Source organism: Halorhabdus rudnickae (assembly GCF_900880625.1).
Taxonomy (GTDB): domain Archaea; phylum Halobacteriota; class Halobacteria; order Halobacteriales; family Haloarculaceae; genus Halorhabdus; species Halorhabdus rudnickae.
This window is the reverse complement of sequence record NZ_CAAHFB010000005.1, coordinates 155,949-178,302: the sequence shown is the minus strand read 5'-3', so window position 1 is coordinate 178,302 and position 22,354 is coordinate 155,949. Positions and strand designations below refer to the sequence as shown.

Below are 22,354 nucleotides of genomic sequence, written 5' to 3'. Positions count from 1 at the left end.
TTTCTGATTACCTTTCGAAGAAGTCGTCCTCGTTCGTTGGACTGCTCGTCGCTGGGAAGACGTCTCCTCCTGAGTCGGTTTTTTCTTCGTCAGTAGTCTCTTCTTCCGCTTCATCTGTGCCGTCTTCTTCTGAATCAGAAGACTCCGAAGCTTCCGTAGTGTCTTCTTTCTCTCCTTCCACCGGGTAGATTGTAGCTGCGACGGCACAGTCTTGGCATTCGACGATGGAGGCGTCGACGAGATCGGTCACGATAGGGGGTGAGGTGGAGGTCTTCAGCACGCCCTTCTCGGCGAGAGCGGCGGCCACTGAGGGGAAGTTTTCGAGACCGCCAGCTGGCCCAGCGAATGGTAAGTCGGATATCTCGAGATGCGTGCTTCCACACTCGGGGCACACGTCAGGCAGTTCGTCGAGTGTCTCCACCTCAGGGAAGAGGTACTCTGCACCGCCAGTATCGCTTTCCTCATCATCGGGCTCGATATCGAATTCCTCGATGTACTCTTCCTCTTCGACCACGGTGTTGACCCGATGAGCGAGGGTGTTCCCTTGGGTTTCGGCTATAGAAAGGTGGTTTTCCAAAACGCCCTGGTCGATGTCGGGGATGGCATCCACTTGCTCTACTTCTTCTGGGGCGATCTCTTCCTCTTTGATGAGGCCGTGTTCGGGAACGTCGATCCCGAAGGCATCGTAGATGGGGATGACATCGCCCTGGTCGTAGATGAGTGGCTGGTCGTGTTTGGGGTTGTCCGCGTCCGGGATGACGATGATGATGTAGTCGTCTTCCGTGGGTTTCTCGGGGAATTCTTCTTGCGGAAGGAACGGCGCTTTGAATGTCTCCCAATCCTCTTCGAGCTCGTCGCTGGTGGCGTATTCCAGCGTCTCCCCACCCTTTTCGACGATGTACCGGTCTTCACTCTGATCGTAGTGATAGTAGGCCGGAACGGCCGTAGTATCGCCTTCGATCACGTCCTCGACGCTGTCGAATTTGGCGAATACCTCGCCGCCGGTCTTCGCGACGATCCCATCGTCCGTCTCTTCCCAGGTCGTGTCTGACCGCCCTTCGGTGGCTTCCCGGACGGCTGTGTGTTCTTCGTCGAGACGGTACTGGGATTTCTGGTTGTAGAACGTCCGGTGGCCATCCTCGTCAGCTGATTTGGCCAGAATCAGATTCTCGTTGCCGTAGAGCGTCTCATGTTTCCGCTCCTGCGCGTTGTACGTCGTATCGTGAAGAACCCGATCGATGAACGCTGCCCACTCGACCGTAGGGTCTTCGTGGGTACCCTTACTGTCGTCGTCGTGGTAGGCGTCTTTCGTAACGTAGGCGGCGAAGTGGCCTTTGTCAATCGCTTTCCGGAAGTTCGTGAGGCATTGTGCCGGCTTGAATAGGGTCGATGACTCGGCTTCGATGCTGACGTCTTTCCCTTCGCTGATCTTAGCGATGTGGGGGTAATCCTCTTTGAGCGTTTCCATCCGCTCTTCGAGGGCTTCCTGGATCTGCGAGGGCTTCTTGCCTTTCGTGTCGATGTTGGTGGGATCGAACGGCGTTTCGGCCAGCCCGTCCGGCAGTTCTATACCTTCCTGCGTCGGCAGTGACGCCTGATAGCCTAACCGAGTGAAGAGTTTGAACGACTCTCGAAGCAGCCGACGGTGGCCGACGTCTCCCCCGGTGATGTCGGCCCCTGTTGACCCAAAGACGCGACTCCGACCTTTGCCGGTGAGGGCAAACGTGGGTTCGTTACTCTTCTGGTCGAGCTCAATGAATTCCGACAGTCCTTCGGCAAGGTCGGCCAGCCGCTCTTCGTGACCAAAGTCGAGTCTTCGCTCTTCTATCTCCGCTTTCACTTTCTTCGTCTCGACGGGTTCGCCGGTATCGAGACCAGCCTTCACACGAGCGGCGTAGGTACACTCAAGGAGACGCTGCTCTTCCTGCTCTCTGAGCGCCATCTCATCGTCTTCGTCTCCGTCTTGTGGTGTGCTCGGCGACGGTGCTTGGCCTCTAGCTTCGTCAACGGAAGTGTCGCCTTCGAGGACCTGCTTGTGGCGATCAACGGCCATCGCTTTTCGGGCTTCAACCTCTGCTGGCGGTATCTCCGAGTCTTGTTTCGCCAGGAGGATCTCTTCACCAACACCGAGCTCGGCGTTTCCTCTACCCTTGTGGAACTGGAGCCGTCGCTTTCGCTCAGAGGGGGTCATCTTCTCACGGCCGTACTCCTCGAGACTGTTTTCGATCACTTGGTCGGCTTCTTCGGTCGTCCGTAAGGGTGGGAATGGGGGGTGGATATAGACCTTGAACGGTGCGGTGAGCTCACCAGTGTCGGGGTTGGTCAGTCGGAGCCAGATATGGAATCGAGATTCGTTGAGCAGCGATTGGGAGTTCAGATCAAGCTGTGGAGCTATTTTCTTGGCTTCTTCTTCTGACCCCGCGTTGAACGACATGAAGGTATCACAGTTGACTCGAATCCCTTTCACTACTCCTTCTGGCAATTGGGAGAGGTACTGGGTAGCGAGGTTGATGGAAAGCCTGAGGCTTCGTGCTGCGGCCAGCATCTTTGGGAACGTCTCGTCGGCCATCGCGACGTGGTGGGCCTCGTCGACGAACAGGTAGAACGGCGATCGCTCGTGCTCGGCCATCTCCGCTCGCGACCGGATCGTCGCCCAGATCCGACGCACGACGGCCATCCCGAGCATCTTCTTCAGGTCGTCCGGCTGGCCCCCCATCCGGACAATGATGATCTTCCCCTCTTCGACGGCCTGCGGGATGTTCACCTCACCTTTCCGGAAGCAGATCATCCGGCGGGCGGCCGGCGACTCGATCCAGGGCTGCATCCGACCGAGGATCGGCTCGAGTTTGTCGTCCTCCATCTCGGCGATCTCCTCGGTGTAGTCCTCGATGAAGTCGATCCCGGCCGCCTTGACCATCGCTGCGAATTCGTGCCGGGAGCGGGGGTCCATCAGGACGTAGTAGAGGTCTGCCAGGTTCAGGTCCGGACGGTCGGGGAACTTCCGGTTGTAGGTGTTCATCGCCCGGATGATGTTCCCGGCGATACGGTCCATCCGGGGTCCCCAGTATTTCCCGGCGCCGAGCATCTTCTTGAGGTCGTCGACGAGAGCCGATACTGCGGTCTCGATCTGAGGGTGGTCTGGGGGGAGACCGACGTTGATGAAGTTGAATCCGGAGACAGTCCCCGATGAGCTCCCTGGCTCGATCCAGATGATGTCGTCTTTCCGATCTTCGGGGACTATCTCTGCAATCCGGCGGGAGTCGTCACCCTTCGGGTCGATGAAGCAGACTCCTTGACCGGCCTCAATCAGCTGCTTGATGTTGTTCGTGAACAGTGTCGACTTCCCGTACCCGGTCACCCCGAGTGTAGCCGAATGTCGGTAGAGGGTCTGCTTGGGAATCGTGGCGTCGTTACCACGCTTAACCCCGGTGCCAAGGAATAATGGTGGGTCAAAACCTTCAACCTCTCTCGATCTCCGCGGGAGGCTTTGTAGCTGCGCCCGTGCTCGAGGACCAGCGTATATTTCCCGGCCGTCATCATCCATTTCTTCCGGATCGACGTCTTCTCGAACCCCTATAGATTGAACCGCTCGGCCGTGCCTCTTGGCTATATCTTCTTCTTTGAAGGCAAAGTTAAACTCCTCGTCATGCTCTATCACAGAGAGGATCGTAGCGAAACTCTCGCGCAGTTCCTCGGCGTCCGCGTTTGAGAGGGTCGCATTGTCAGACTGCTCAAAAGCTCTTTGAAGGTTTTCCAAGCTCTTACCCATCTCCTCAGTTGACGGGTCTTCTCCTGGGGGTACCCATAATACAGTCTCTTCGACCTTTTCGTTCCCCCTTTTGATGATAGCCTTATAATCGTCTAATAGTTGTTCTCGGCGTTCAACGGGAAGATTCGTCTCTTTAAGCGCATCGGATAGGTCATCCAGGTCGGCACAGACGGCTTCTAATAACGTATCCGAACCCCCCTCTTCGTCACCGTCGTTCTTTTTCTCGTCTGAACCCCCGAGTGGATTGAAGATGCTCATGTTGTGGTTGTGGTCTGTTAGTAGTTCTCGTTTCTCATGCAATTAGAAAATCTTTCTGTCAGATCAACCGGATTTCCCGTCACGCGGTCGGTTTTGCCCTGGACATTGTAGTTGTATGGATGATCCTCGCTGGCCCTCCCTCACTCTTCGTCTCCCTCTTCTTCTGTCAAGCCGAGATCGAGCCATCCGGAGTCTTCGCCAGACTCTTCGTTAGGTTCTGTCGAATCGCTTGACTGCGATCCGGGGTCTTCGTTGCCCTCTTCGTTTTCTTCCTCGATCGCTTGGTCGGTGTTAAGACCCCGCCCGTCAGCAGCCGACCTTAAACCGCTCCCTGGCTCTTCGAAAACATCGTCCTCTGATTCGATGGTCAGATCGATGTCTTCGGCAGCCTCATCATGTTCGTCGACCGCGACCATCCTCGAGTCAGCATCCTCTTCAGACTCGGCCCGGGCAGCTTCCGCAGGGTTGTCGACTGAAGCCTGCATCTCCTTCTGGACGTCGTCCAAGCCAGGGATGGATGTCGGGACACCCGACCCCTTTTCCATCTTTGTCCAGTCGACGTTCGGAGTGTGGATGTCCTTGTTCGGGATGTGGACGATGCCAGCGAGCTCTGGAACCGTCAAGACGTCTTTCATCGCACTGATTTTTCCGAGCGTTGAGCTTGGAAGATCCCTTGCTGCCGCCATCTCGAGGGTGGTTTGAATCTCTTCCTCGTTGAGGCGACGCATCTGGAGCGTTTGCTCCGTGACGGGGTTGTTGAAGTTCTCGAATTCTTCGACGACCCCCCCGACGTGTTGGCGTGAGATCTCGTCGTAGGGGGATATACCGATGATCCGAATATCGGTGAGGAACGCCGGCTCACCTTTCAATTCCGAGATCATCCGGGCTGACTTCCGCATTTTCTGGGTGGGCTCTCGCATGGCAGGTTCGAGGCCCACCACAGCCCGCATGAACTGGCTCATGGAATCGCCCTTCTGTTTGGGCTTCTTCAAGTCGTCCGCGTAGTCGTTGAGGTTGGTCCCGAATAGTCCACCTCGGCTCCAGCTACGCGAGATGGGCTGGAAGACGACCTGTACCACCATCTTCACTTTCTCCCCTTTCACACGCTCACCAGCGGTTGTCCGCTCGTTTTCGACGACCATCTCAGAGGTGAGGCTTCCGTGTGGGTCTCGATCGAACGATTGGGGCCCCTCTACCGTCTTGAGTGGTCGTGCGAAATGGTTGCTGAGGGTCATCTCCGCGGCAGCGATGTAGTCCCCCTCGTTAATTTCTGGGAAAGGATCCTGCTCTTCCACCATCCGGGTCCCTGGATACTGGTCCTCGAAGTGTTTCTTCCCACTGTTCTTCATCTCCCGAGTATCGGGGTGGAAGTAGAAGCGGACCTCTCCTTCGTCGAACCAGATTTCGAAGGAGTTGATGGGGGAGTCGTTTCGACCGTACCCATCTTTCCGGTAGTGGTAAAGACTCCTGATGAGGCCCTTGGCGTTTGACAGGCCTGGATTGTCTTCGTGCGGCCGCAGCCGAATCAGGGGTTGATCGGGGAGATGTTCTTGAAGATCGGTGAACAGGTCCGCGTCGGCTTGAATTGTTTCGAGGCCCGTTTCTTCTTTTCCGAGGAGTCTTTTGAAGAGGCTCATACGTTGATCTCCTGGGTTGATTCTGGGGTACGCTTTGCTGGCTTGGTTTCAGTCTGACGCTCTGTACGAGTGTCGTAATCGCCGACGGGAAGCGATACTTGCTGGCTGTCTCGCTTTCTTCCGATCAGGTCGGTTCGGGGTTTCCCAGAGCGCTGGGTATTCGGAATCCCTCCAGTTGGCTTCCCGGATGGCTCTGGGCCGAATAGATCGAGATCGATCTCTACCCCAGCGAGTGAGGATCTAACTCTCCGTACCGCGTATCTCCCACCGTACCAGAGAGAGCCGACGACCCAACCGACCGGGAAGGCGATTACGAACCACATCAGCAGGTATGTCGGCCCACTCAGATCGAAAGTAGAGTAGAAGAACTGCTCTAACCCCATGGGGGCGAGGATCGTCCCTGCGATCCAAAAACCGACAGAGGAACTCATATCGAGGATAGGGCTAAACGTGGGCTCGTAGAGCGCGATCACTGTCGCTGGTAGAAACACGACGTTCATCCCGAACGGATACGCCAATCCGATGGTCTTTGCTCGTCCTGGGACACGGTAGAAGAGGGTTGCTACGGAAGCTGAGAGGACGGCCACGATACTCCCGGCAACCAGAGCGATTAGTCCACTCTGCCCGAAGCTAATCGCCCCGTAGAGTACCGCCAACCCCCACACAAGAGCGGTAATCCCAGTCATCACCTTGATGTCTCTCATGTGGGTATTCACTTGGTTTTTCCACCCCCCTGCCCAGGCCCGGAGTCGGTTTGTCATGGGTGGTTTCTGAGAGCCGCCACCACCGCCGTCAGAGTTGTCTTCGTCTTCGTCCTCAACCTCGTCCTCGTCGTCTCCTTCGCCGTCAGCGGCGCTGTCTCCGTCTTCTTCCCCATCATCGCCGTTGGCCTTCGATTCGATCGGTTGGTGTGGTCGGCCTGCGAGTGGGGCTTCGTGGCCGACCTGCGGGTGGTTCGGCGTCGGGCGCGTGTCTCCGTTGGTTTCAATCCGCCTGTTCCGTTCTCCGTTCAGGGGACGGTTGGACTGCTCTTTGGGGACCTGCCGCTGACTCCCCTGGCCGTTCGCGGCGATCTGTTGCTGTTTCCCTCCGGCAACGGTAGTCGCACTGTTTTGGACTTCATGCCCGTCGACGGTTTCGCTCTCCACTTCTTCTACATTGTACTGGTAGGGCTCGTCAGGCCCGCCCTGTTTGTGGGTTTTCTTGATCGCGTCTTCGAGCCGGTTGATAACTTCTTCCACGACTTCTTCGCCCCCAGTAGCGTCAACGACCTCACGGACCTGCTCCAAGGCCTCGGCGTAAAGGGCGGCTTCAGGCTGTTCGCCGTTTTGGATACGAGAGAGAGCGTTCGCAGCCCGATCCTCGGAAAGCATCTCCCAGAAGGGCCGTTGCCAGTCCTCGAGGACACCGTCGAGCGCTTCTTCGTGGGAGTGGGATCCATGCCTGATCCTGGCGACGAGCTCACGAGCTACGGGGGATTGCTGGATCACGTCATCGCCTCTCCCGGGCAGATCTTCGTACCGGTCTTCTTGCTCGTCGAAGTCGGCGATCGTCAACATGCGCTCCCCGAGGTCGATCGTGATGGGGTAATATTGGTCCTTCTCGGGGAATCGGACCAGGGCTTGCGAATACGGGTTGTCTGACCCGGTGGCGGCGTTCTTGACGAATTCCATGTGCGGCTGCTTCAGGTCGAACCTGTGCCCCCACTCTTCGATGTTTGGTGATTGATGGATGATGTGGAAGGACGAGTTTGAGACGATCGAGGATGCTCCTTCGAAGTCGAAGAAGTCCTCCATCTCCTGCGTGATAAACCGGATCGAGGTGTTGTAGTGGCGACTGTGCCTGACGCGCTGGACCAGGTATTCGAGTGTGTCTGCCTCGCGGAACAGGAACCTGGCCTCGTCGACGATATACAGTGCCGGTCCGGGGAACTGCTTACACTTCTCGTATGCCAGTGAGAACATGAGCTGGCCCACGACACCGACACCACCTCCGCCACTCGACTCCTGCTGCGAGAGATCGAGGTAGATAACGTCGTTGTCGCCGAAGATATCTTGCTCGGTCTGCTGGGCCAAATTCTCGTATTGGCCGCCCGGAGTGAACTCCCGAAGGATGTTCCCGATGGCCGACGCCTGATCTTCGATATCTTCGGGATCCTGTGGCCCTTCTGCCCACTCGGCAGGATTTTCTCGCGCTTCGTTTGCCAGTTCTAGGACATCAGTAAGGGTCGGACTCTCGTTGTCGTGCGTTTGGACATCGTGGGTGATTCCTTTTCGCTTGTAGGACTCGAGGATAAGCGACCGGAGGAGTTGGGATTCTTCCCCGAATTGCAGGCCCGGCTGTTGGCCCACGTAGTTCTGGATGAAAGACATCACGTCATCGACCTTCGCCGAGAGGGGGTCCCGGTCCTCGTCGAACGCTTCCGACCGGATATGCTCTTCAGGGGGCTTCCGGATCTCCATCGGGTTGAGGTTCTGTTTCCCACCGATGGTGACCTTCTCAGCATCCAGGGCTTCGGCCAGCCCCATGAAGCCTTGAAGCGGGTCTAGGATGATGATGAGCGTGTTCTGCTGGACGGCCTTCGTGGCCAGCGCCATGTGCTTCGTGTTGAGGGATTTCCCGGACCCGGATTCTCCCACGACGACCATGTTGTAGTTCCGCGGGCTCTGGAACGGGTCTTTGACAATCGGGTGCCCCTGAACCGAGTGACGGCCCCACTCGTGACCTTCCGGTTCGAACTTCCGACTCTGTGAGAGGGATGCGATGAAGGCCCCGAATGAAGAGCCCAACATCGGGTGGGAGGGATCGACCTCAGGACAATCCCGATAGACCTTGTCGATGCCGATTGGCGAGGCCGAAACCAGCGCTTCTTTCTGATTACGTTCGAGGGTCTTGAGCCGGATCCCTGCCTCAGTACGGAACTGATCTCGAACGACGTCTACCTGATCACGCAGGTTATCGATATCTTCGTCGCGGAGAGAGACGTACATCGTCGTCGCGATCGGCGTCTGATCGTTCTGCTTGATCTGGTCACGGTAGGTCCGGACCTTCTTTTTGCGAACCGCCTTGTCACCCACAGAGAGCGCATCCCCTTCCTCGGCTTGAACGCTCACACTGGCGTCGAGGCTACTGAAGAGAGATTTGGCCTTCCTGAGAGCCCGGTCGTCATCTATATGGTGGAAGTGGATCGTCAGATCGAAATGCATCGTCGGGTCGTCGATGATGGACTTGATCCCCCCGACCTCCGTCTCGTTCGGGTGCTTGTGCGCGAACATGACCCGCCGATACAGATCACCGACTTTGTACTCCGTCGACCCCTTTTTGACATGTCCGCTAGCGATCTGGCGTTGGTGAAGGCGGTTGATCTTCGAGAGGAAGTCTTCTGGATCGATATCGTCCCCATCAAGGTGTGGTGGCAACACCTCTTCACCTTGAGCGATCTTCTCGGGGTCGATGTTTTCCTCTTCGATCACCCGGTTAACGGTCTCTTGCCCGTCATCCTCGAGGAGATCCCCGAACTCGGGATCAATTGACAAACTCTCTGAATCCTCCCTGTCCCCAATGTCCATTCCCTCTGAGCTCTCGTTGATTTCGTCGGCATCGATGTCGTCTGTACCGACCGACGATAGACCTCCGCCACTACCGGTGAAGCGGCGGAAGATCTCCCGAATGCCCACGATCCCCATCAGGGCGACGGCCCCGATGACGACCAGGATATCACCACTCAACTCGATTCCTCCAAACTGCAAGATGATACTGGATAGGTCGCTCATTCTATCACCTCTCCAGGGTGCTTGATATCGATATGATCCGGCTCTGGCCCGAGACTCACCGCATTCCGGGGGATCGGATCAGACTCGTCCTCGGAGTCCAGTGGGACTTGGTTACCAGTCCAGTAACTCTCGAGCAACGCGGCTGCCTCAACGCAATCTACGCGTTCGATAGACGCGTCCTCGGTGATCCTCGCCCCGCCGCTGAACAGTCCCGCGACAGCTTTGGCTCGCTTCTCCAGAATATTCCGCATCCGCCGTTCTTCGACGATTTCTTTGTCGATCTCTTCTTGCGACTTTTCATCATCTTCGAACAGACCGAACAGGTACGATCGGTCGTCAGCGTCTTTGTCTCCCCCACTCACCTCATTGATATCTGCCTTGTCGACCGAGACGATGAAGTAGAAGTGAACGATCTCGGTATCCGATTGCTGAACCATCTGCCGGCGGTGGGTTAGCATCTCTTCGAGCAAAGCTTGGAAGATTTCGTTGTTCTTGACGTCCGGGTCGTCCATACGCTTCGCTAGCTGCTCGAAGTGGGCTTCCATGTCCACCGGCCTCGTCGTCGCGTAGAAGGAGAGATCGAAGTCGATGGTGTTGTTGTACCCTTCAGACACCGTATTCATGAGATCCGCGTACTCTTCACCCATTGAGAAGTCCATATTCGGCGGCGAGTACCGCAGCACCAGAGCATAGCTGCCGTCTGTCCGCTCGATGATCCCGTGCGGCGGGTACAAGCGCGAGACCTGAGTGAGGTTCCGAGTGGTTTCCGGCGCTTGAATGACTGCTTGGATACGATTCTCACTATCGAGGTGTGCTTCGGCCCGGTTCGAGTACTCGCCTGCCTTGCGGAAGTATCGGATATTGGTCTTGATCCATTCTGTCACGTTCGAGTAAGGGGGTGCGCTTCGAACGAGGTCGAATCCGATCGCTCCGAGTGCGACGCCGACCGTCGCGCTCACCGGGACGGGAAGACCGACCTGGGACGCTATAATGTACCCGAGTACGACTAACCCGATCACGAAGAACGTGTTTCGGGAGTTGAGTCGAATGACGGGCAGTTCGTTCTTTTCTTCCAGGCTTTCCAGCGTGATTCGCGGGGATTCGAGTGATTCACTTGACATTGTTATTGGTTGCTGTCTGAGTCATCGTCCAGAATGTCTTCCACTGACGTTTCGGTGGAATCGTCGACGACGTTGTCCGAGACATCGTCTCCCCCACCAGATGTGGCACTATCGCCACCAGCCCCGTCGTTCGAGGCATCTGCGTCCGGTCCCAGGTTTGAGTCATCACTGGGACTGGAGGTAGAACTACTCTGATTATCCGTATCGCCGAGGTCGATCCCACCCTGCGGGGCGTCGTTTGACTGGCTCGTATCGGACGAGCTCACCCCGTCACTAGCGGTGTTCGTATCGTTATCATGTCCAGTGGATCCTCCGAGGTCGAAGGAGTCGTTGCTTCCTCCACTTCCGGCATCAGCTGCTCCACTCTCCTCTCCGACTGAAGAGCGGGTAGCAGCGTCCGCGACGGAATCCGGTGTTTCACCGTTTTCCACAGAGTATTCGTCATCTCTGAGCAGAACTTCATCGGCGGAAGTACCTTGACGGAGTCTCCCGGCGGTCCCGCCGGCGGCCGCGCCCGCAGCGGCACCAGCTGAGCCAGTACTATCACCGCTCGAGGACACTATCTCGTCGAACGGATTACCGGCTGAGGCGGTCTGGCTCCTATCCTCGTTGAGGGCGGCTGCTGCCTTCTGCTCTTGATCGTTTATTGGCCCTCGGTAGTTACTGATGCTCCCACCAGCAGCAGCGCCGGCGCCCGCCGCCCCTGCAACCGCGGGACTCCCAGCCCTGGTCCTACCACCTGCGCCGGTAGCATCCCAATAGGCACCCTGTGCTTTGGCCGCTCCGGCCATGCCGGCCGACCTTGCTGCATTAGCCGCGCCCTGGGCTCCAGAACTGACACTTTCTTTCGCGGCGCTGACCTTCTGGTCCCTCCATTGTTTGTACTTACCAGCTTTTTCCTGGACGACATTCGGCATGGCTCCTTTTCCTGTCTCACCCCCACCGCCGAGCCGTCGTTTCTTGGCTTTTCGCTGGACGGTGTTTATACCGCGACTTGCTGTGGTGCCGAGCGACGCTTGAAGCACGAAGTAGAATGCAATGAAGCCGGCCAGGGGGATCACGAACATCAGGATGAGACCGAACAACATCCCAATCGATGACATGAACGTGAATCCCGTGTAATCATATCCACCGCTACCGTCTGGACTAGTCAGAATCAAGCAAGCCATCCAGTACATGCCGGCGATAATGGATGGTGCAAGCCCAATCTTCACCCACATCGAAATTATAGATTTCCCTATATCTTTGACTATCGGGACGCCCAGAGCCCATGCCATGATAAACATCGGCGCGAAGACGACTCCGAACACCATGAACAGGATCCGGAGGATAAACAGCGCACCCAGAATAGCTACTAATGTAAGGTCGATTGAAGCTAGGATCCCGCCGAAGATGGCTTGAGGTCCGGCAAGACCAGCGACGGCCCCTGAGCTCACCATCCAACTCACTAAGAACCCGAATCGATCAGAGGGGGGCGCGAAGAGGTTATTGACTGCGTTAATAAGGAAAAGGGCGCTCGTCATCAGGGGCCAGCCAAGAGCCAAGGCCACCATTGTTTTGATGAAACCACCCCGCATACTTTCTCTAACCTTCGAGCTCACCCACGGGATCGCGGCCACGAAGTTCGCCGTTAGGTACAGAACAATGCCTAGGACGAGTGCCAACTCGACGAAATTCCAGTAGATCTCCCACCCTTCCCGCCAGGGGGTATTTGTTGGCTGTCTCATCAAGGCGGGATCCCCGTGTCTGAGCGGCTTCGGAGTGTGGAGGATCAACGCCAGCCAGAAGTCCCCTAACTCCTCACCGATTGGCTGGATCACTTCGACCACGATCTGCTCGAACAGGCCGAATATGAAGTCGAATAAGGCACCCAATATCCCATCGACGAAATCGGCTATAGATGGGAGTAGAAGGGGGTAAATCACGCTCTTTGCTGTTGGGAGTGATGACTCTATCATTGTATCTCAGTGTTGAGCGAGCACTGTTCGTTTCTCAGTTCGAACCCACCCCGCATCCCCCGGGGCGTTTCTTCCGGAGCGACCCCAGATACCGTCACTTCGACAGTCTCATCCGAAGATATCAGTAACCCAGCGGTCACAGTCGCGTTGATAGTTTGTTCGCAATCCCGGTTTGCTCCGATAGCTCCTAGCGCTGGATGGTCGACTCTGACGCCCTGCCTTTCACCGCTCGCTACCGGGATACCTGAGCTAGCGGTGGCGCTGGCCCCGCTTTCTGCGTTCTTTCTTATTACGGGCTCTGGCTCGTATCTATCCCCCGTGAGAGGGCTCTCAATCTCGAGCCGTTCAACCGTGTCAGGGCCGGACCCTGTATTCTCAACATGTACGACCGGTCGGAACGGCCGCTCGAGGCCGCCGTTTGGAATGTCGTAGCTTTTCGCGAACCCGATTTCGGTGATCTCGATATTTGGGGAGATGTCGATCGTTGTCGATCCGATCACGTTCCCCTCTGAATCGTGGGCATTGATGGTTTGTTCTCCGGGAGGATACCCACCACTAGATAGCAGATTTACCGAGACTGTATCCGTGTCCCCGACTGACTTTTCTCGCCAAGTTTCCCCATCTGGCCCGGTCAACGAGAGTTGGTCTACATCCGTGCCAGAGTTGAGATCTACGTTGAGGGTCTGCTGTACGGACGCGCTATCGATCACTCCTGACCCACCAGACTGACTATCGGGACTTTCATCCGAGCCTGAGCATCCGGCGATAGCGTTTATGACTGCGATGCACCCACCCGCGATGAACTTCCTCCGTGTGTGTCGGTAAGTCATGATTTTGGGTTTAAACTCTGCCTTTTTGTATTTTCTCAGATGTACTTCATGATGACATCTCGCTTGAAGAGACCGTACATGGTCAAGAGTAGGGCTGCTGGCAACCAGATTATATTAAGTAATCTGACTATTAGTCCTTCAGCCCCGACGCCGAATCCGAGTGAAACTCGTGTTTCACTCCCTGCATAGGCAACTTCTGAGGCCGAAGCGTTCCACCAATCTTCTGGTACGTATTCGAAGTGGAGATTTCCGGTGTACTTCGCTGGAACCGTGACTGTGACGTTCCCATCCGAGTTGGTTCTAAACTCTTCATCTGAGAACTCCCCTCGGTTGAGTTGGATGTACCCGTCGTCCGAGGGCAGTTGGATTGGATCTCCACTATCGGCTTCTTCTAAGTGGACAGCAACATCTAACTCGTCTTCCCTTTCGTCGACAACGCTCGCAACCAGTTCTGTCTCTTGGACCTCTGTCTGGTCCCCGACTTCTTCAACTTCAGTTGGGGCAGACGGGGGGAAGGTCCGGAATTCGATGTCGTCAACGGTGATTTCTCCAGGAGGGTAGTCTCGCGAGCTCTCGTATGCGGATTCATTGGGTGGAATCTTACCATTGTAAACCACTGCGACCCCGGTGGCTGGCTGATAACTATTGTTCACTACCGCGACGTCGACAGCACCCGGGAGTTGTGGTTCAGGACTTGAGAGCGTCCCATGCGGGGAATCATGCCGGACATGTCTCACGTATATCTCTTCACCTTGGTACGCGTAGGGCTCCGAAACCGGGAACCCATAGGTGCGAATCGGAACAGATGGCCGTTTTACGTGGGCAGGCCAGCACCCGTCCTTATGGAACGTGGTGGAATCATCGTCCTGGTTAACAATCTCTCCAGGTTTGTCACCTTCGTCGAGACTCCCGTTGCTGAAGGTCCTTTCACAATCTGGACCATACGACATTTCGGTTGATTCGTTGAATCGACGCAGGCTGTCCCAGTTCGTGTTACGCCATGTGGTAAACTCCCATCCGGACAGGACTCGGGAGTTGTTGATCGACATATTGGACCACATGGCGACGGGGACGTCCCCTGATGCCGGCTCGAATTGTACGTCGAATCCCACCTTTCCGTTGGGGAGAACTCGTCTGTCAACGAGAGCTCTGACCTCGTCCCTCACTTCGACAGATATCGTTTCTGAGGCGGTGGCACTGTATGATTGGTGCGTGGTGGTCGTACTCCACTCATAATGGCAGGATCCATTGTGACAGACTTGGTATCGGTCTCGAACCGTCTTTTCGATATTCGCAGAAAACTCAGCAACGAGTTGGATCTCGTCCGGGTCACGACTCCCCATGTCGTAATCGACCTCAAAGAATTTGCTACCGCCGGTAGATCCTACTTCACTACCACTCGAACATGAGGATCCAGACCCAGCTACGACACAAACTTGGCTGACTGACGAGCCATCTAACGAGTAGCTTTCCTCATACCCGACTCTATCGGTTCCCTCTGGCACCTCGATTCGATAGTCAGCTGTGCCACGTATCGTGGATTCTTCTGGAATATATCTGATTCGACCGGACGGGTTATTTGACCTGAATAGGGTGACTGACTCTTCGATATTGAACATCGACACGCCTGCGTGCTTGATTACGGCACCACCCCCGACCCCAAGATCGGCATTAAAGGACCGGTCGGTTCCTGAACTGAATGACCCAGAAAAGTCGTCCCAATTGTTTGCGTTCCAAGTGGGTACGAACGGGGGGAAACCAGGGTACGTAATGTCCGCTGCGTTCGCGTATGCCTTCAAGAAGACGGATTTATTCTCGGCAGACATATTCTCGAAACTCACGTTTCCAGTGAGGTTCCAATTCACCCCACCGCGAACGAGCGGATTGCTATGGTTCACCCGGTCCAGACCGAATAGATTGTACGCGTTGGAGGCGTTGATCCCGTTGATCGTATCGTCGTAAACGAGGTCATCAGGGACGTTGAGCCTCTCTGGGAACGGGCTCTCTGGAACGTATGACTGCGTAACGTGAACCGGTACGGTATCGCTGTTACTGAACGTGTCTCCGTCGGCGGTCAGTTCCCCTTCAACCTCCACATCTACCGGGTTATCTACCGGATTGTCTGGGGAAGAGGTGAACGTGTAGGTGAAGGACTCGCTAAGACTCTGTCCACCTTCGACGGTGATCGTTTTCGAGTCCTTCTCGTCTCCTCTCACATATAGAGTCAGCGTGAGGTCAGCTTCCCCAGAAAACTCGGGCATTTCCGCGGTGACGTCGATGTTGAACGGCTCTTGAGTAGCCGTCCAGACCTCCCCCTCGTTGTTCGGGATCGACACCGACACTTCCAAGTCTCCTGATGCGGCAAGAGCCGGTCCTGCGAATACAAGACCTAATATCAAAATACTCGCGACGGCGGCTGTAACCGCCATTTGAGGATTCGCACCAAACCCGGTGTCAGGAGACATATCGAATGGTGTCGGGATGTGGAATCTCGGGGGGGATTACGGCATCACGCTGATGCAGCTGGGGATGCCGATGCTGGTCGCACTCAGGATGGTCACGATGATCGCCGGAACGACGACCGCCCTGAGAGCGGACGCGAGACCGCTGTTCCGCTGTTTCTTGACTGACTGTTTCGTGGACTGAGGGAGCGGCAGCGACTCGGTGAAGGACGTGAGAACCCACGTCAGGATACCGAGGACCAGCGCCCCGCCGATGGCCAGGCTGAAGAGGGCGTTGATGACGCTGGAGACGAACTCCACGTCACAGATACTCGTCCCGCCGGACTGGGCGGCAGCGGGCTGCACGAGGGCACTCAGGAACAGCCCGACGACGGTGACCTTTAACGAAAGGTGGCTCGTCTTCCGCTCGAGGTCACTTGAGATGAAGCGTTTGAGGTTCGAGACACCGGTTTTGATCCGTTCGATACGACTCTGTTCGCGATGGCTTGGACTCATTATTGTTCGATCAGGTTCTCTTGGTTGACGAGCTCTCCAACAGACTCGATGTCGTCGATGGCGTCTTCGAAGTCTCGGGAAGGATCCTTCTGGAGCTGTTTCGATGCTGCTTCTAAGTCGTCTAAATCCACCGACGCCGTGTCTTCGATGTACGCATCGAGAAGCCGACGGATAGCCCCCGACCGGTTGATGTCCTCCCGCAGGTGGAAGAACGCCACTTGGTGTGGTTCCAAATGGACCGTTGTTTGGATTCCCATGTCTAATTACAAACAACTGTCCGGCACAATTTCCCTCATTTCCCGGGCGAACCCATCACCCACAGTTGTTTGCCAGTTTTTACAATTGAACACACCTTTTTGTATTTTCTGGTCTTTAGGTAATGTGGTTCTGGTGACCTAAAACCTTCATAACCGCTCCTCTTGATGCGGTTACTATGGAAATTTCCCACTATGCCAATCGAAATATAAACCGAGTAGAGTCTAAACGTCGCCCACTTACATCCGCGCCCGCTCATTTTTAAGGGACTATGGGTGAATTATATATATGCTTGAAATGAACGAGGACTCCGAATCGGATGAGCCGGGAGGCGTCTCTCGAGATAAAGGGCTGGGAGAACGCCTCCAGCAGACGCGGGAAGTGGAACAACAAATCCTTGAAGAGCGACAGGAGCACCGCGTGCGTGAAGAACGGGAACGTATCGAATCGAAAGCTGAGGACGAACCGAAGGGAGATCTCCCTGGGCCTCACGCGCGCATACTCGAACCTGAGGGGAAAGAGCTCGACGGCAAGCGGTACCTTGAGTTCCGTGTCATCCTCCCCGATCGCACATATGGTACCCTCCGGACCGAGTACCCTGTCCCTGAACCTGGACCGCTTCTCTCGTTGATTTACGAGACGTGCGGATACGACCCCGAAGAGGCGACGCCTAGTGATCTCTTCAAAGCAGACATCCCTGTCCGAAAGATCGAGGACGAACCTGCTGAGGACTGCTGGGTCTTCGATCCACCGCCGGACTACAGCATTTTCCTCTGGCGAAATCGCCTCTACAAATACCGGCGTGAGCTCGAAGAACGTGGGATCATGGGCTGGCAGGGTGAATCCAATTCGCCAGGCGATGAAGAGGAGACTGAATTACGGGAGGAGAGGCTCGACCGGGTCAAGCAGAACGGGATCGGATACGTCCTCCCCCACAAACCGTCGATACGATCTACCTGGGGATGGGCCGTTGTCCTCCTATCCGTGGGCTTCATTCTCTTGGGAGGAGCGGCGGCGACCGGCGATCTCCCCCTGTGGTTCATCAACCCGGCGACTGGCATCCGTATTGCGTGGATGGGAATCCTTCTGTGGCCTACCGTCTACGTCATCCGCCGTTTCGTTCGGGCCTACTCCGTGAGGGGGGGAGAGATATCCCCCTCCCTCCCGACGCATTCGCCGTCTAGCGGGGCGTAGTCCCGTAAGGGTCCATTAGAGAGATTGCTTCGGGTTTATAAGCCAGGGAGAGATACCGGCGCGTGTAGCATGGCAGACCTGATTGTCAAAGCCGCGGTGAAGGAATCGCTCGACGACATGAACGTGTCCTCGGATTTCTACGGTGCCCTCAACGAGGAAGTCGAGGAACTGCTTGAGGACGCCGCCCGGCGGGCTGAGTCGAACGACCGGAAGACAGTCCAGCCCCGCGATCTGTAAGGAGCGCGGTTTTCCGTTTTTTCAGCTTGGGCCGGAAGTTGGCGCGCAGAGCCTTATGTAACATTCAAGGGTCTACGGTGTTAGTTGTTACATAAGGCGATGGCACCTCCCGAACCTCCCTCTCTGCTTCCAAAGTACCTCGCCGAGGGAATCCCGAAGCAGGATCTTGAGACGCTCCGAGCAATTCAGAGCTTCGTCGACAAGTTGATAGAGTATCGAACGCAGCCGGTTGATTCCGATGAGCTCCCCGAGACTGCTGAACCCGTGGAAGACGAGTCAGCTGATGGGAAGGGCACGATCGTCAAGGAGATGGTGACCTGTGGTGACGAAAACTGCTCGTGTGCGGACGGGGACTTGCACGGCCCGTATCTTTATCGGTACTACAGGGTGGACGGTGAGCTGACCTCAGAGTACCTTGGAAAGCCCTGAAAAGACGCCCTTACCCCCGCTGATTGTTGAGGAATTCGTCACACCACTGCTGGATGGCCGAAATGTCGTCCACATCGCCCACCGCTCCCTGAGGCGTAACACGTGCGAGTGTCGTGGTCCGACTCCAGCCACAGACGAGTGGGACACTGATCGACTCCGATCGGAACGCGTCCACCTTCGACAAGCGCAGAGGCTCGTCGCTCGCAGAGCGAAGCGTCCGCACTAGTCGATCGAGCAGGGGATTCCCGGGAGCGAGATACTGGATCGACGGAAACTCGTCGGCACACTCGCTGTCGAACGTGACGGCGACCGTGCCGTCCGCCGGCGCGATCGCCTCCGCGAGTGTCCCACCGTTCTGTCCCGTCTGCCCGTCGAGGGCGTCCCACTCCAGGCGATACGTCGTATCGGCAAACTCGAAGCCCGACCCGTCGGTCGCAGCGCTGGTGTCGATGTCCGTGGCCGGGACGAACGTGATACCGGCGTCCGAGAGCGTCTCGTTGCCGATCAGGATCTCCTCGACACCCGCAACGTGGAACGGCTCGGGATACGCATACTCGTCGTCGCCGACGTCGACGAGATCGGGGTGGCGGAACGACGCCCAGGCGTCGAGTTTCGCTTCGTCGACGACGTCTTCCTCAAGGAGCGTGTCCACGGAGTCCAGTGACTCGCCGACGTCCACCCGATCGGTCTGGTCCTGGTCTTCGACCTGTTCGGAGAACTCCCGATCGGCGGCTTCGACGGCCTCGGAACTCGACTCGGCGTCGGTTTCCAGGGTCGCGGCTCGAATCTGATCGCTCACGCCCGAGAGCACGGGCTGCATCTCCCCGACGACGCTTTCGAAGAGGTTGATCCGATCGTCCAGCCGGTCGTAGATGTCAGTCTCGACGGTGTCCTCGTAGCTGTAGTTGAGGATCGTGATTTCGTCGAACCGTTGGCCAATGCGGTCGATCCGGCCGATCCGCTGTTCGACGCGCATCGGGTTCCAGGGGAGGTCGTAGTTGATCATCGCACCACACTCCTGGAGGTTCAGTCCCTCACTCGCCGAGTCCGTACACACGAGGATATCGACTTGACCGTCCTCCCGAGAGAATTCCCGCTTGACGCGCTCCTTCCCGACGTGTCGCCACGTCCCGTCGGCGTCGTCGTAGAGTTCACCACCACGGCCAGAGTACGTCGCGACGGTCGACCCGCCGATATCGATCAGACTGTCTCGGATGAAGTCCATCGTATCAGCGTACTGCGTGAAGACAAGGATGCGATTGTGCCCCTCGCGATCGAGTTTGTCAAGGTCGGAGTAGAGCTGCTGGATCTTGGGGTCGGTGTCGATACGCTCGAGGTCTGCGACGAATGCTTCGAGTGCGTCGATCTCTTCTTCGATCAGCTGCATCCCCTCCTCGGTCACGCTGGGGATTAGTTCGGAGAGGTCGATGTCGTCACTACTCGCATCGAGTTGGTCCAGGACGTCACTGTCCCCGAGGTCGGCGTCCTGGATCGTCTGGAGGACGATCTGTTCTGTCTCACCATACTCTCGCTCTTGGGCGCGCTGGCGGCCTTTCAGCACCGTCTGCTGGGCTCGGAGCGTTTCGAGGCGGTGCTGCAAGCTCTGACTGATCGCGTAGACACTCGAGGTGAGTCGCTGGCGGTAGGTCGTCATCACGAACCCGATGGCGCGGGTCTGGGCTTCGTCGGTCTGCTGGGCGCGCTTGTAGAACTCGCGGGTGTACTCGTCGATCTGGTCGTACACCGCCCGGGTCTCGTCGGTGAGTTCGATCGTTCGCTGTTCGGGCAGGCGGTCCGGCACCGTCGTGTCGAGCAAGCCGACCGCCTCGTACTTCCGGAGGGTGTCCCGGGTGTTGCGATGGATCAACGCGTCCACCGGAGTCGACTCCGACAGCGTCTCCAGGACGACCTGCCAGCCGTCTTCGGACAACTCGTCCAGGGCGTCCTGCCGGTCGCTCCGGGAAGACATCAACCATTCGTCGGCATCCTCGGGGTAGAGGAGGCGCTTGAGCTTGGTGTCCTCGCTGGCTCCGAACCGGTCAATGTCGGACTCGGCCATCGCGTCGTCGACGTGATCGAGATAGCTGTCGTAGGCAGAACCGTACCCACGAGCGAGTCGGCAGGCGGTCAGGACACGCTCTTTGGCGATCGCCCGGTCCTGACCGTCGGTGTTGATGTCGAGTTCGTCGGCGAGTCGCCGGAAGAGCTTCGCGGAGAAGGACCGATCCGCAGGCAGGCGGTCCTGGTGTTCGAGCCCGTCCAGCGTCGCCTGGGCCTCCCACGACTCGTCGCTTCCCTCACCACCACTGCCGACCTCGTCGAGTGCTTTCGAGAGCGCCCCTCGCGTCTGGAAGAACTCCCTGAACGCGTCCCGGTCGTCCCACGGGTCGGGGAGGTCCAACAGCCGCATGAGGTCGTAGAGTTCGCCGGCGTGCAGCTGCATCGGCGTCGCCGTCAGCAGGTAGTACGCATGGGTGTAGTCACGCAACTCGTCCAGCAGCGCATAGAAGTTGCTCCCCCGACGGGCGTTGTGGGCCTCGTCGACGAGGACGGCGTCCCACACTCCCATCCGATCGGTGGCGCCGTACTCTCGACCGCGACAGCTTTCGGGCACCTCCGCTCGCGTCCGGTCCGAGGATTCCTCCAGTGGCGCGACCTGCTCCCAGCGGTCGTCCAGTCGTGCCGTATGCCAGGACATGATGACGATCGTCGGGCCGTCCAGCGTGCTGTCGGGGCCCGACCGTTCGGACTGCTTCTCGTGGAGGAACCGCCAGATTGGGCTCGATGTCCACTCGTGATCCCCGGCGAGATCGAGATCGGAAGCCGACGGTGGGTAGTGGTCGCGACCGTGGGCGTCACGGAAAACGTGGTCGCCGGCAGTGTCCCGCTCGAAGCGGTAGGCGTCGATGTTGAACTTCTCCCAGAGTTCCTCTTGCCACTGCTTCTGGAGACTTGCCGGGACGAGTAACAGTCCCGTCTCGATTTCCTGGGTGATCCCGAGTCGCGATAGGGTGAGCCCGGCCTCGATCGTCTTCCCGAGGCCGACCTCGTCGCACAGGAGGAAGCTCTGAGGATAGGTGTTCACGAGGGTGTCCGAGACGACGCGTTGGTGGGGCCAGGGCGTGATTGTACTAGCCTGTTCGGCGAGCGCGAGAGCGCCCGGAGAGAGCGGGCCATCAAGCACGATGTTGGCCTTATCGCGCTCGGTCGGCGGCGCCGTCCCGCGAGCGATCTCAACGGCGGTCTGGAGGTCCGCATTCGAGTCGGGAGCTTTCCAGTCGATGATGTCTTGCTCGATCGCATCAGGGAGGTCGTACACCTCGACGAACGGGTGGTCGTCAGCCCAGAGCCGGTCGAAGGTGTCCTGGTCGGCGTCGACGTAGTCGGCCTGTTCGGGGACCCACGATCGGTGGACCTTGAATCGCTCGTAGTTGCGGGCCCACCCGCCGACTGTCTCGTTGACGCTCCCCTCGAACGAGAGTGCGGTGCCGTCTTCGTCGTGGAAGATACCCACCTTCGGATGGAAGATCTCCCACTCGTGAGACGGCTCCCGGGGGTAGGCGACCTTGATGTGGATCCGGCCTTCCCGGAGCAATCGCGCCAGGATCTGGAGGTTCGCATCGAGGCGTTCGTCGTCGAGCTCGTCCAGGCCTGCCTCCAGTTGGTCCGTCAGCGCTTCGAGGACGGGTCGGTCGGACTCGTACAGCTCGGTCCCCACGATCAGCCGCATCTCGCCGTCGTTATCGACTAGCGCGTGGATCCCGTTCGCGGCCGCTGCGAGGGCGGTACTCGAAAAGTAGCCCGCGATTCGATCGTACTGGGTGCTTCGCTCGAGCGCTGGTTCGTAGAAGTTCCTGACGAGGTGAGCCTGCCCGCGTTCGGGCTGACTCTCGTAGATGGACTGCCACTCGCGGTCACGGAGTCCCGACATCAGTT

Annotated in this window: 13 protein-coding genes; 3 read left to right on the top strand and 10 right to left on the bottom strand. The window is 57.5% G+C overall.

All coding sequences use genetic code 11. The features are described 5' to 3' along the window. Nucleotides 1-7: 7 nt before the first annotated feature. The 9 genes from BN2694_RS14210 to BN2694_RS14170 all read right to left on the bottom strand — a co-directional run bounded on the left by BN2694_RS14210 (nt 8) and on the right by BN2694_RS14170 (nt 16,560). On the bottom strand, nt 8-3,358 hold the full coding sequence (locus tag BN2694_RS14210; RefSeq protein ID WP_244605469.1) for a type IV secretory system conjugative DNA transfer family protein: 3,351 nt from the start codon (nt 3,356-3,358) through the stop codon (nt 8-10). Nucleotides 3,359-4,167: 809 nt separating this feature from the next. Further along, nucleotides 4,168-5,664 carry a hypothetical protein gene (locus BN2694_RS14205; protein ID WP_210408992.1) on the bottom strand — a complete coding sequence of 499 codons (1,497 nt, stop codon included), beginning with the start codon at nt 5,662-5,664 and terminating at the stop codon, nt 4,168-4,170. Beyond that, the gene (locus tag BN2694_RS14200; RefSeq protein ID WP_210408991.1) at nt 5,661-9,437 is read right to left on the bottom strand and encodes a transfer complex protein; all 3,777 of its coding nucleotides are present in this window, start codon (nt 9,435-9,437) and stop codon (nt 5,661-5,663) included. Before BN2694_RS14200 ends, BN2694_RS14205 begins: the two co-directional genes overlap by 4 nt. Continuing rightward, the gene (locus BN2694_RS14195; protein ID WP_135666736.1) at nt 9,434-10,558 is read right to left on the bottom strand and encodes a hypothetical protein; all 1,125 of its coding nucleotides are present in this window, start codon (nt 10,556-10,558) and stop codon (nt 9,434-9,436) included. Before BN2694_RS14195 ends, BN2694_RS14200 begins: the two co-directional genes overlap by 4 nt. A gap of 2 nt (nt 10,559-10,560) precedes the next feature. Then, on the bottom strand, nt 10,561-12,516 hold the full coding sequence (locus BN2694_RS17225; RefSeq protein WP_167880048.1) for a hypothetical protein: 1,956 nt from the start codon (nt 12,514-12,516) through the stop codon (nt 10,561-10,563). After that, a complete protein-coding gene (locus tag BN2694_RS14185) occupies nt 12,513-13,226 on the bottom strand; it encodes a hypothetical protein (protein ID WP_135666732.1) in 714 nt (237 codons plus the stop codon). The genes BN2694_RS17225 and BN2694_RS14185 overlap by 4 nt, the downstream gene beginning before the upstream one ends. Nucleotides 13,227-13,381: 155 nt before the next feature. After that, a complete protein-coding gene (locus tag BN2694_RS14180; protein WP_135666730.1) occupies nt 13,382-15,811 on the bottom strand; it encodes a hypothetical protein in 2,430 nt (809 codons plus the stop codon). 36 nt (nt 15,812-15,847) lie between these two features. Then, nucleotides 15,848-16,303, bottom strand: coding sequence for a hypothetical protein (locus BN2694_RS17460; protein WP_210408990.1), 456 nt, complete (start codon nt 16,301-16,303; stop codon nt 15,848-15,850). Further along, on the bottom strand, nt 16,303-16,560 hold the full coding sequence (locus tag BN2694_RS14170) for a hypothetical protein (protein WP_135666728.1): 258 nt from the start codon (nt 16,558-16,560) through the stop codon (nt 16,303-16,305). Before BN2694_RS14170 ends, BN2694_RS17460 begins: the two co-directional genes overlap by 1 nt. 286 nt (nt 16,561-16,846) lie before the next feature. Between BN2694_RS14170 and BN2694_RS14165 the strand changes: the two genes are divergently transcribed. The 3 genes from BN2694_RS14165 to BN2694_RS14155 all read left to right on the top strand — a co-directional run bounded on the left by BN2694_RS14165 (nt 16,847) and on the right by BN2694_RS14155 (nt 18,418). Further along, on the top strand, nt 16,847-17,752 hold the full coding sequence (locus BN2694_RS14165; RefSeq protein WP_135666726.1) for a hypothetical protein: 906 nt from the start codon (nt 16,847-16,849) through the stop codon (nt 17,750-17,752). Between the two features lie 69 nt (nt 17,753-17,821). Then, nucleotides 17,822-17,989 (top strand): DUF1931 domain-containing protein, encoded by a 168-nt coding sequence (locus BN2694_RS14160; RefSeq protein WP_135666724.1) that lies wholly within the window; start codon nt 17,822-17,824, stop codon nt 17,987-17,989. A gap of 99 nt (nt 17,990-18,088) precedes the next feature. Then, entirely contained in the window at nt 18,089-18,418 is a 330-nt protein-coding gene (locus BN2694_RS14155; protein ID WP_135666722.1) for a DUF6788 family protein, read from the top strand. Nucleotides 18,419-18,428: 10 nt separating this feature from the next. Here BN2694_RS14155 and BN2694_RS14150 read toward each other — a convergent pair whose 3' ends face one another. After that, nucleotides 18,429-22,349 (bottom strand): helicase-related protein, encoded by a 3,921-nt coding sequence (locus BN2694_RS14150; RefSeq protein WP_135666720.1) that lies wholly within the window; start codon nt 22,347-22,349, stop codon nt 18,429-18,431. Between the last annotated feature and the right edge of the window lie 5 nt (nt 22,350-22,354).

Excerpts from the sequence above, each read along its gene's own strand:
- BN2694_RS14205 (WP_210408992.1), bottom strand. The coding sequence starts at position 5,664 with ATGAGCCTCTTCAAAAGACTCCTCGGAAAAGAAGAAACGGGCCTCGAA.
- BN2694_RS14200 (WP_210408991.1), bottom strand. The coding sequence starts at position 9,437 with ATGAGCGACCTATCCAGTATCATCTTGCAGTTTGGAGGAATCGAGTTG.
- BN2694_RS14195 (WP_135666736.1), bottom strand. The coding sequence starts at position 10,558 with ATGTCAAGTGAATCACTCGAATCCCCGCGAATCACGCTGGAAAGCCTG.
- BN2694_RS17225 (WP_167880048.1), bottom strand. The coding sequence starts at position 12,516 with ATGATAGAGTCATCACTCCCAACAGCAAAGAGCGTGATTTACCCCCTT.
- BN2694_RS14180 (WP_135666730.1), bottom strand. The coding sequence starts at position 15,811 with ATGTCTCCTGACACCGGGTTTGGTGCGAATCCTCAAATGGCGGTTACA.
- BN2694_RS17460 (WP_210408990.1), bottom strand. The coding sequence starts at position 16,303 with ATGAGTCCAAGCCATCGCGAACAGAGTCGTATCGAACGGATCAAAACC.
- BN2694_RS14170 (WP_135666728.1), bottom strand. The coding sequence starts at position 16,560 with ATGGGAATCCAAACAACGGTCCATTTGGAACCACACCAAGTGGCGTTC.
- BN2694_RS14165 (WP_135666726.1), top strand. The coding sequence starts at position 16,847 with ATGCTTGAAATGAACGAGGACTCCGAATCGGATGAGCCGGGAGGCGTC.
- BN2694_RS14160 (WP_135666724.1), top strand. The coding sequence starts at position 17,822 with ATGGCAGACCTGATTGTCAAAGCCGCGGTGAAGGAATCGCTCGACGAC.
- BN2694_RS14155 (WP_135666722.1), top strand. The coding sequence starts at position 18,089 with ATGGCACCTCCCGAACCTCCCTCTCTGCTTCCAAAGTACCTCGCCGAG.
- BN2694_RS14150 (WP_135666720.1), bottom strand. The coding sequence starts at position 22,349 with ATGTCGGGACTCCGTGACCGCGAGTGGCAGTCCATCTACGAGAGTCAG.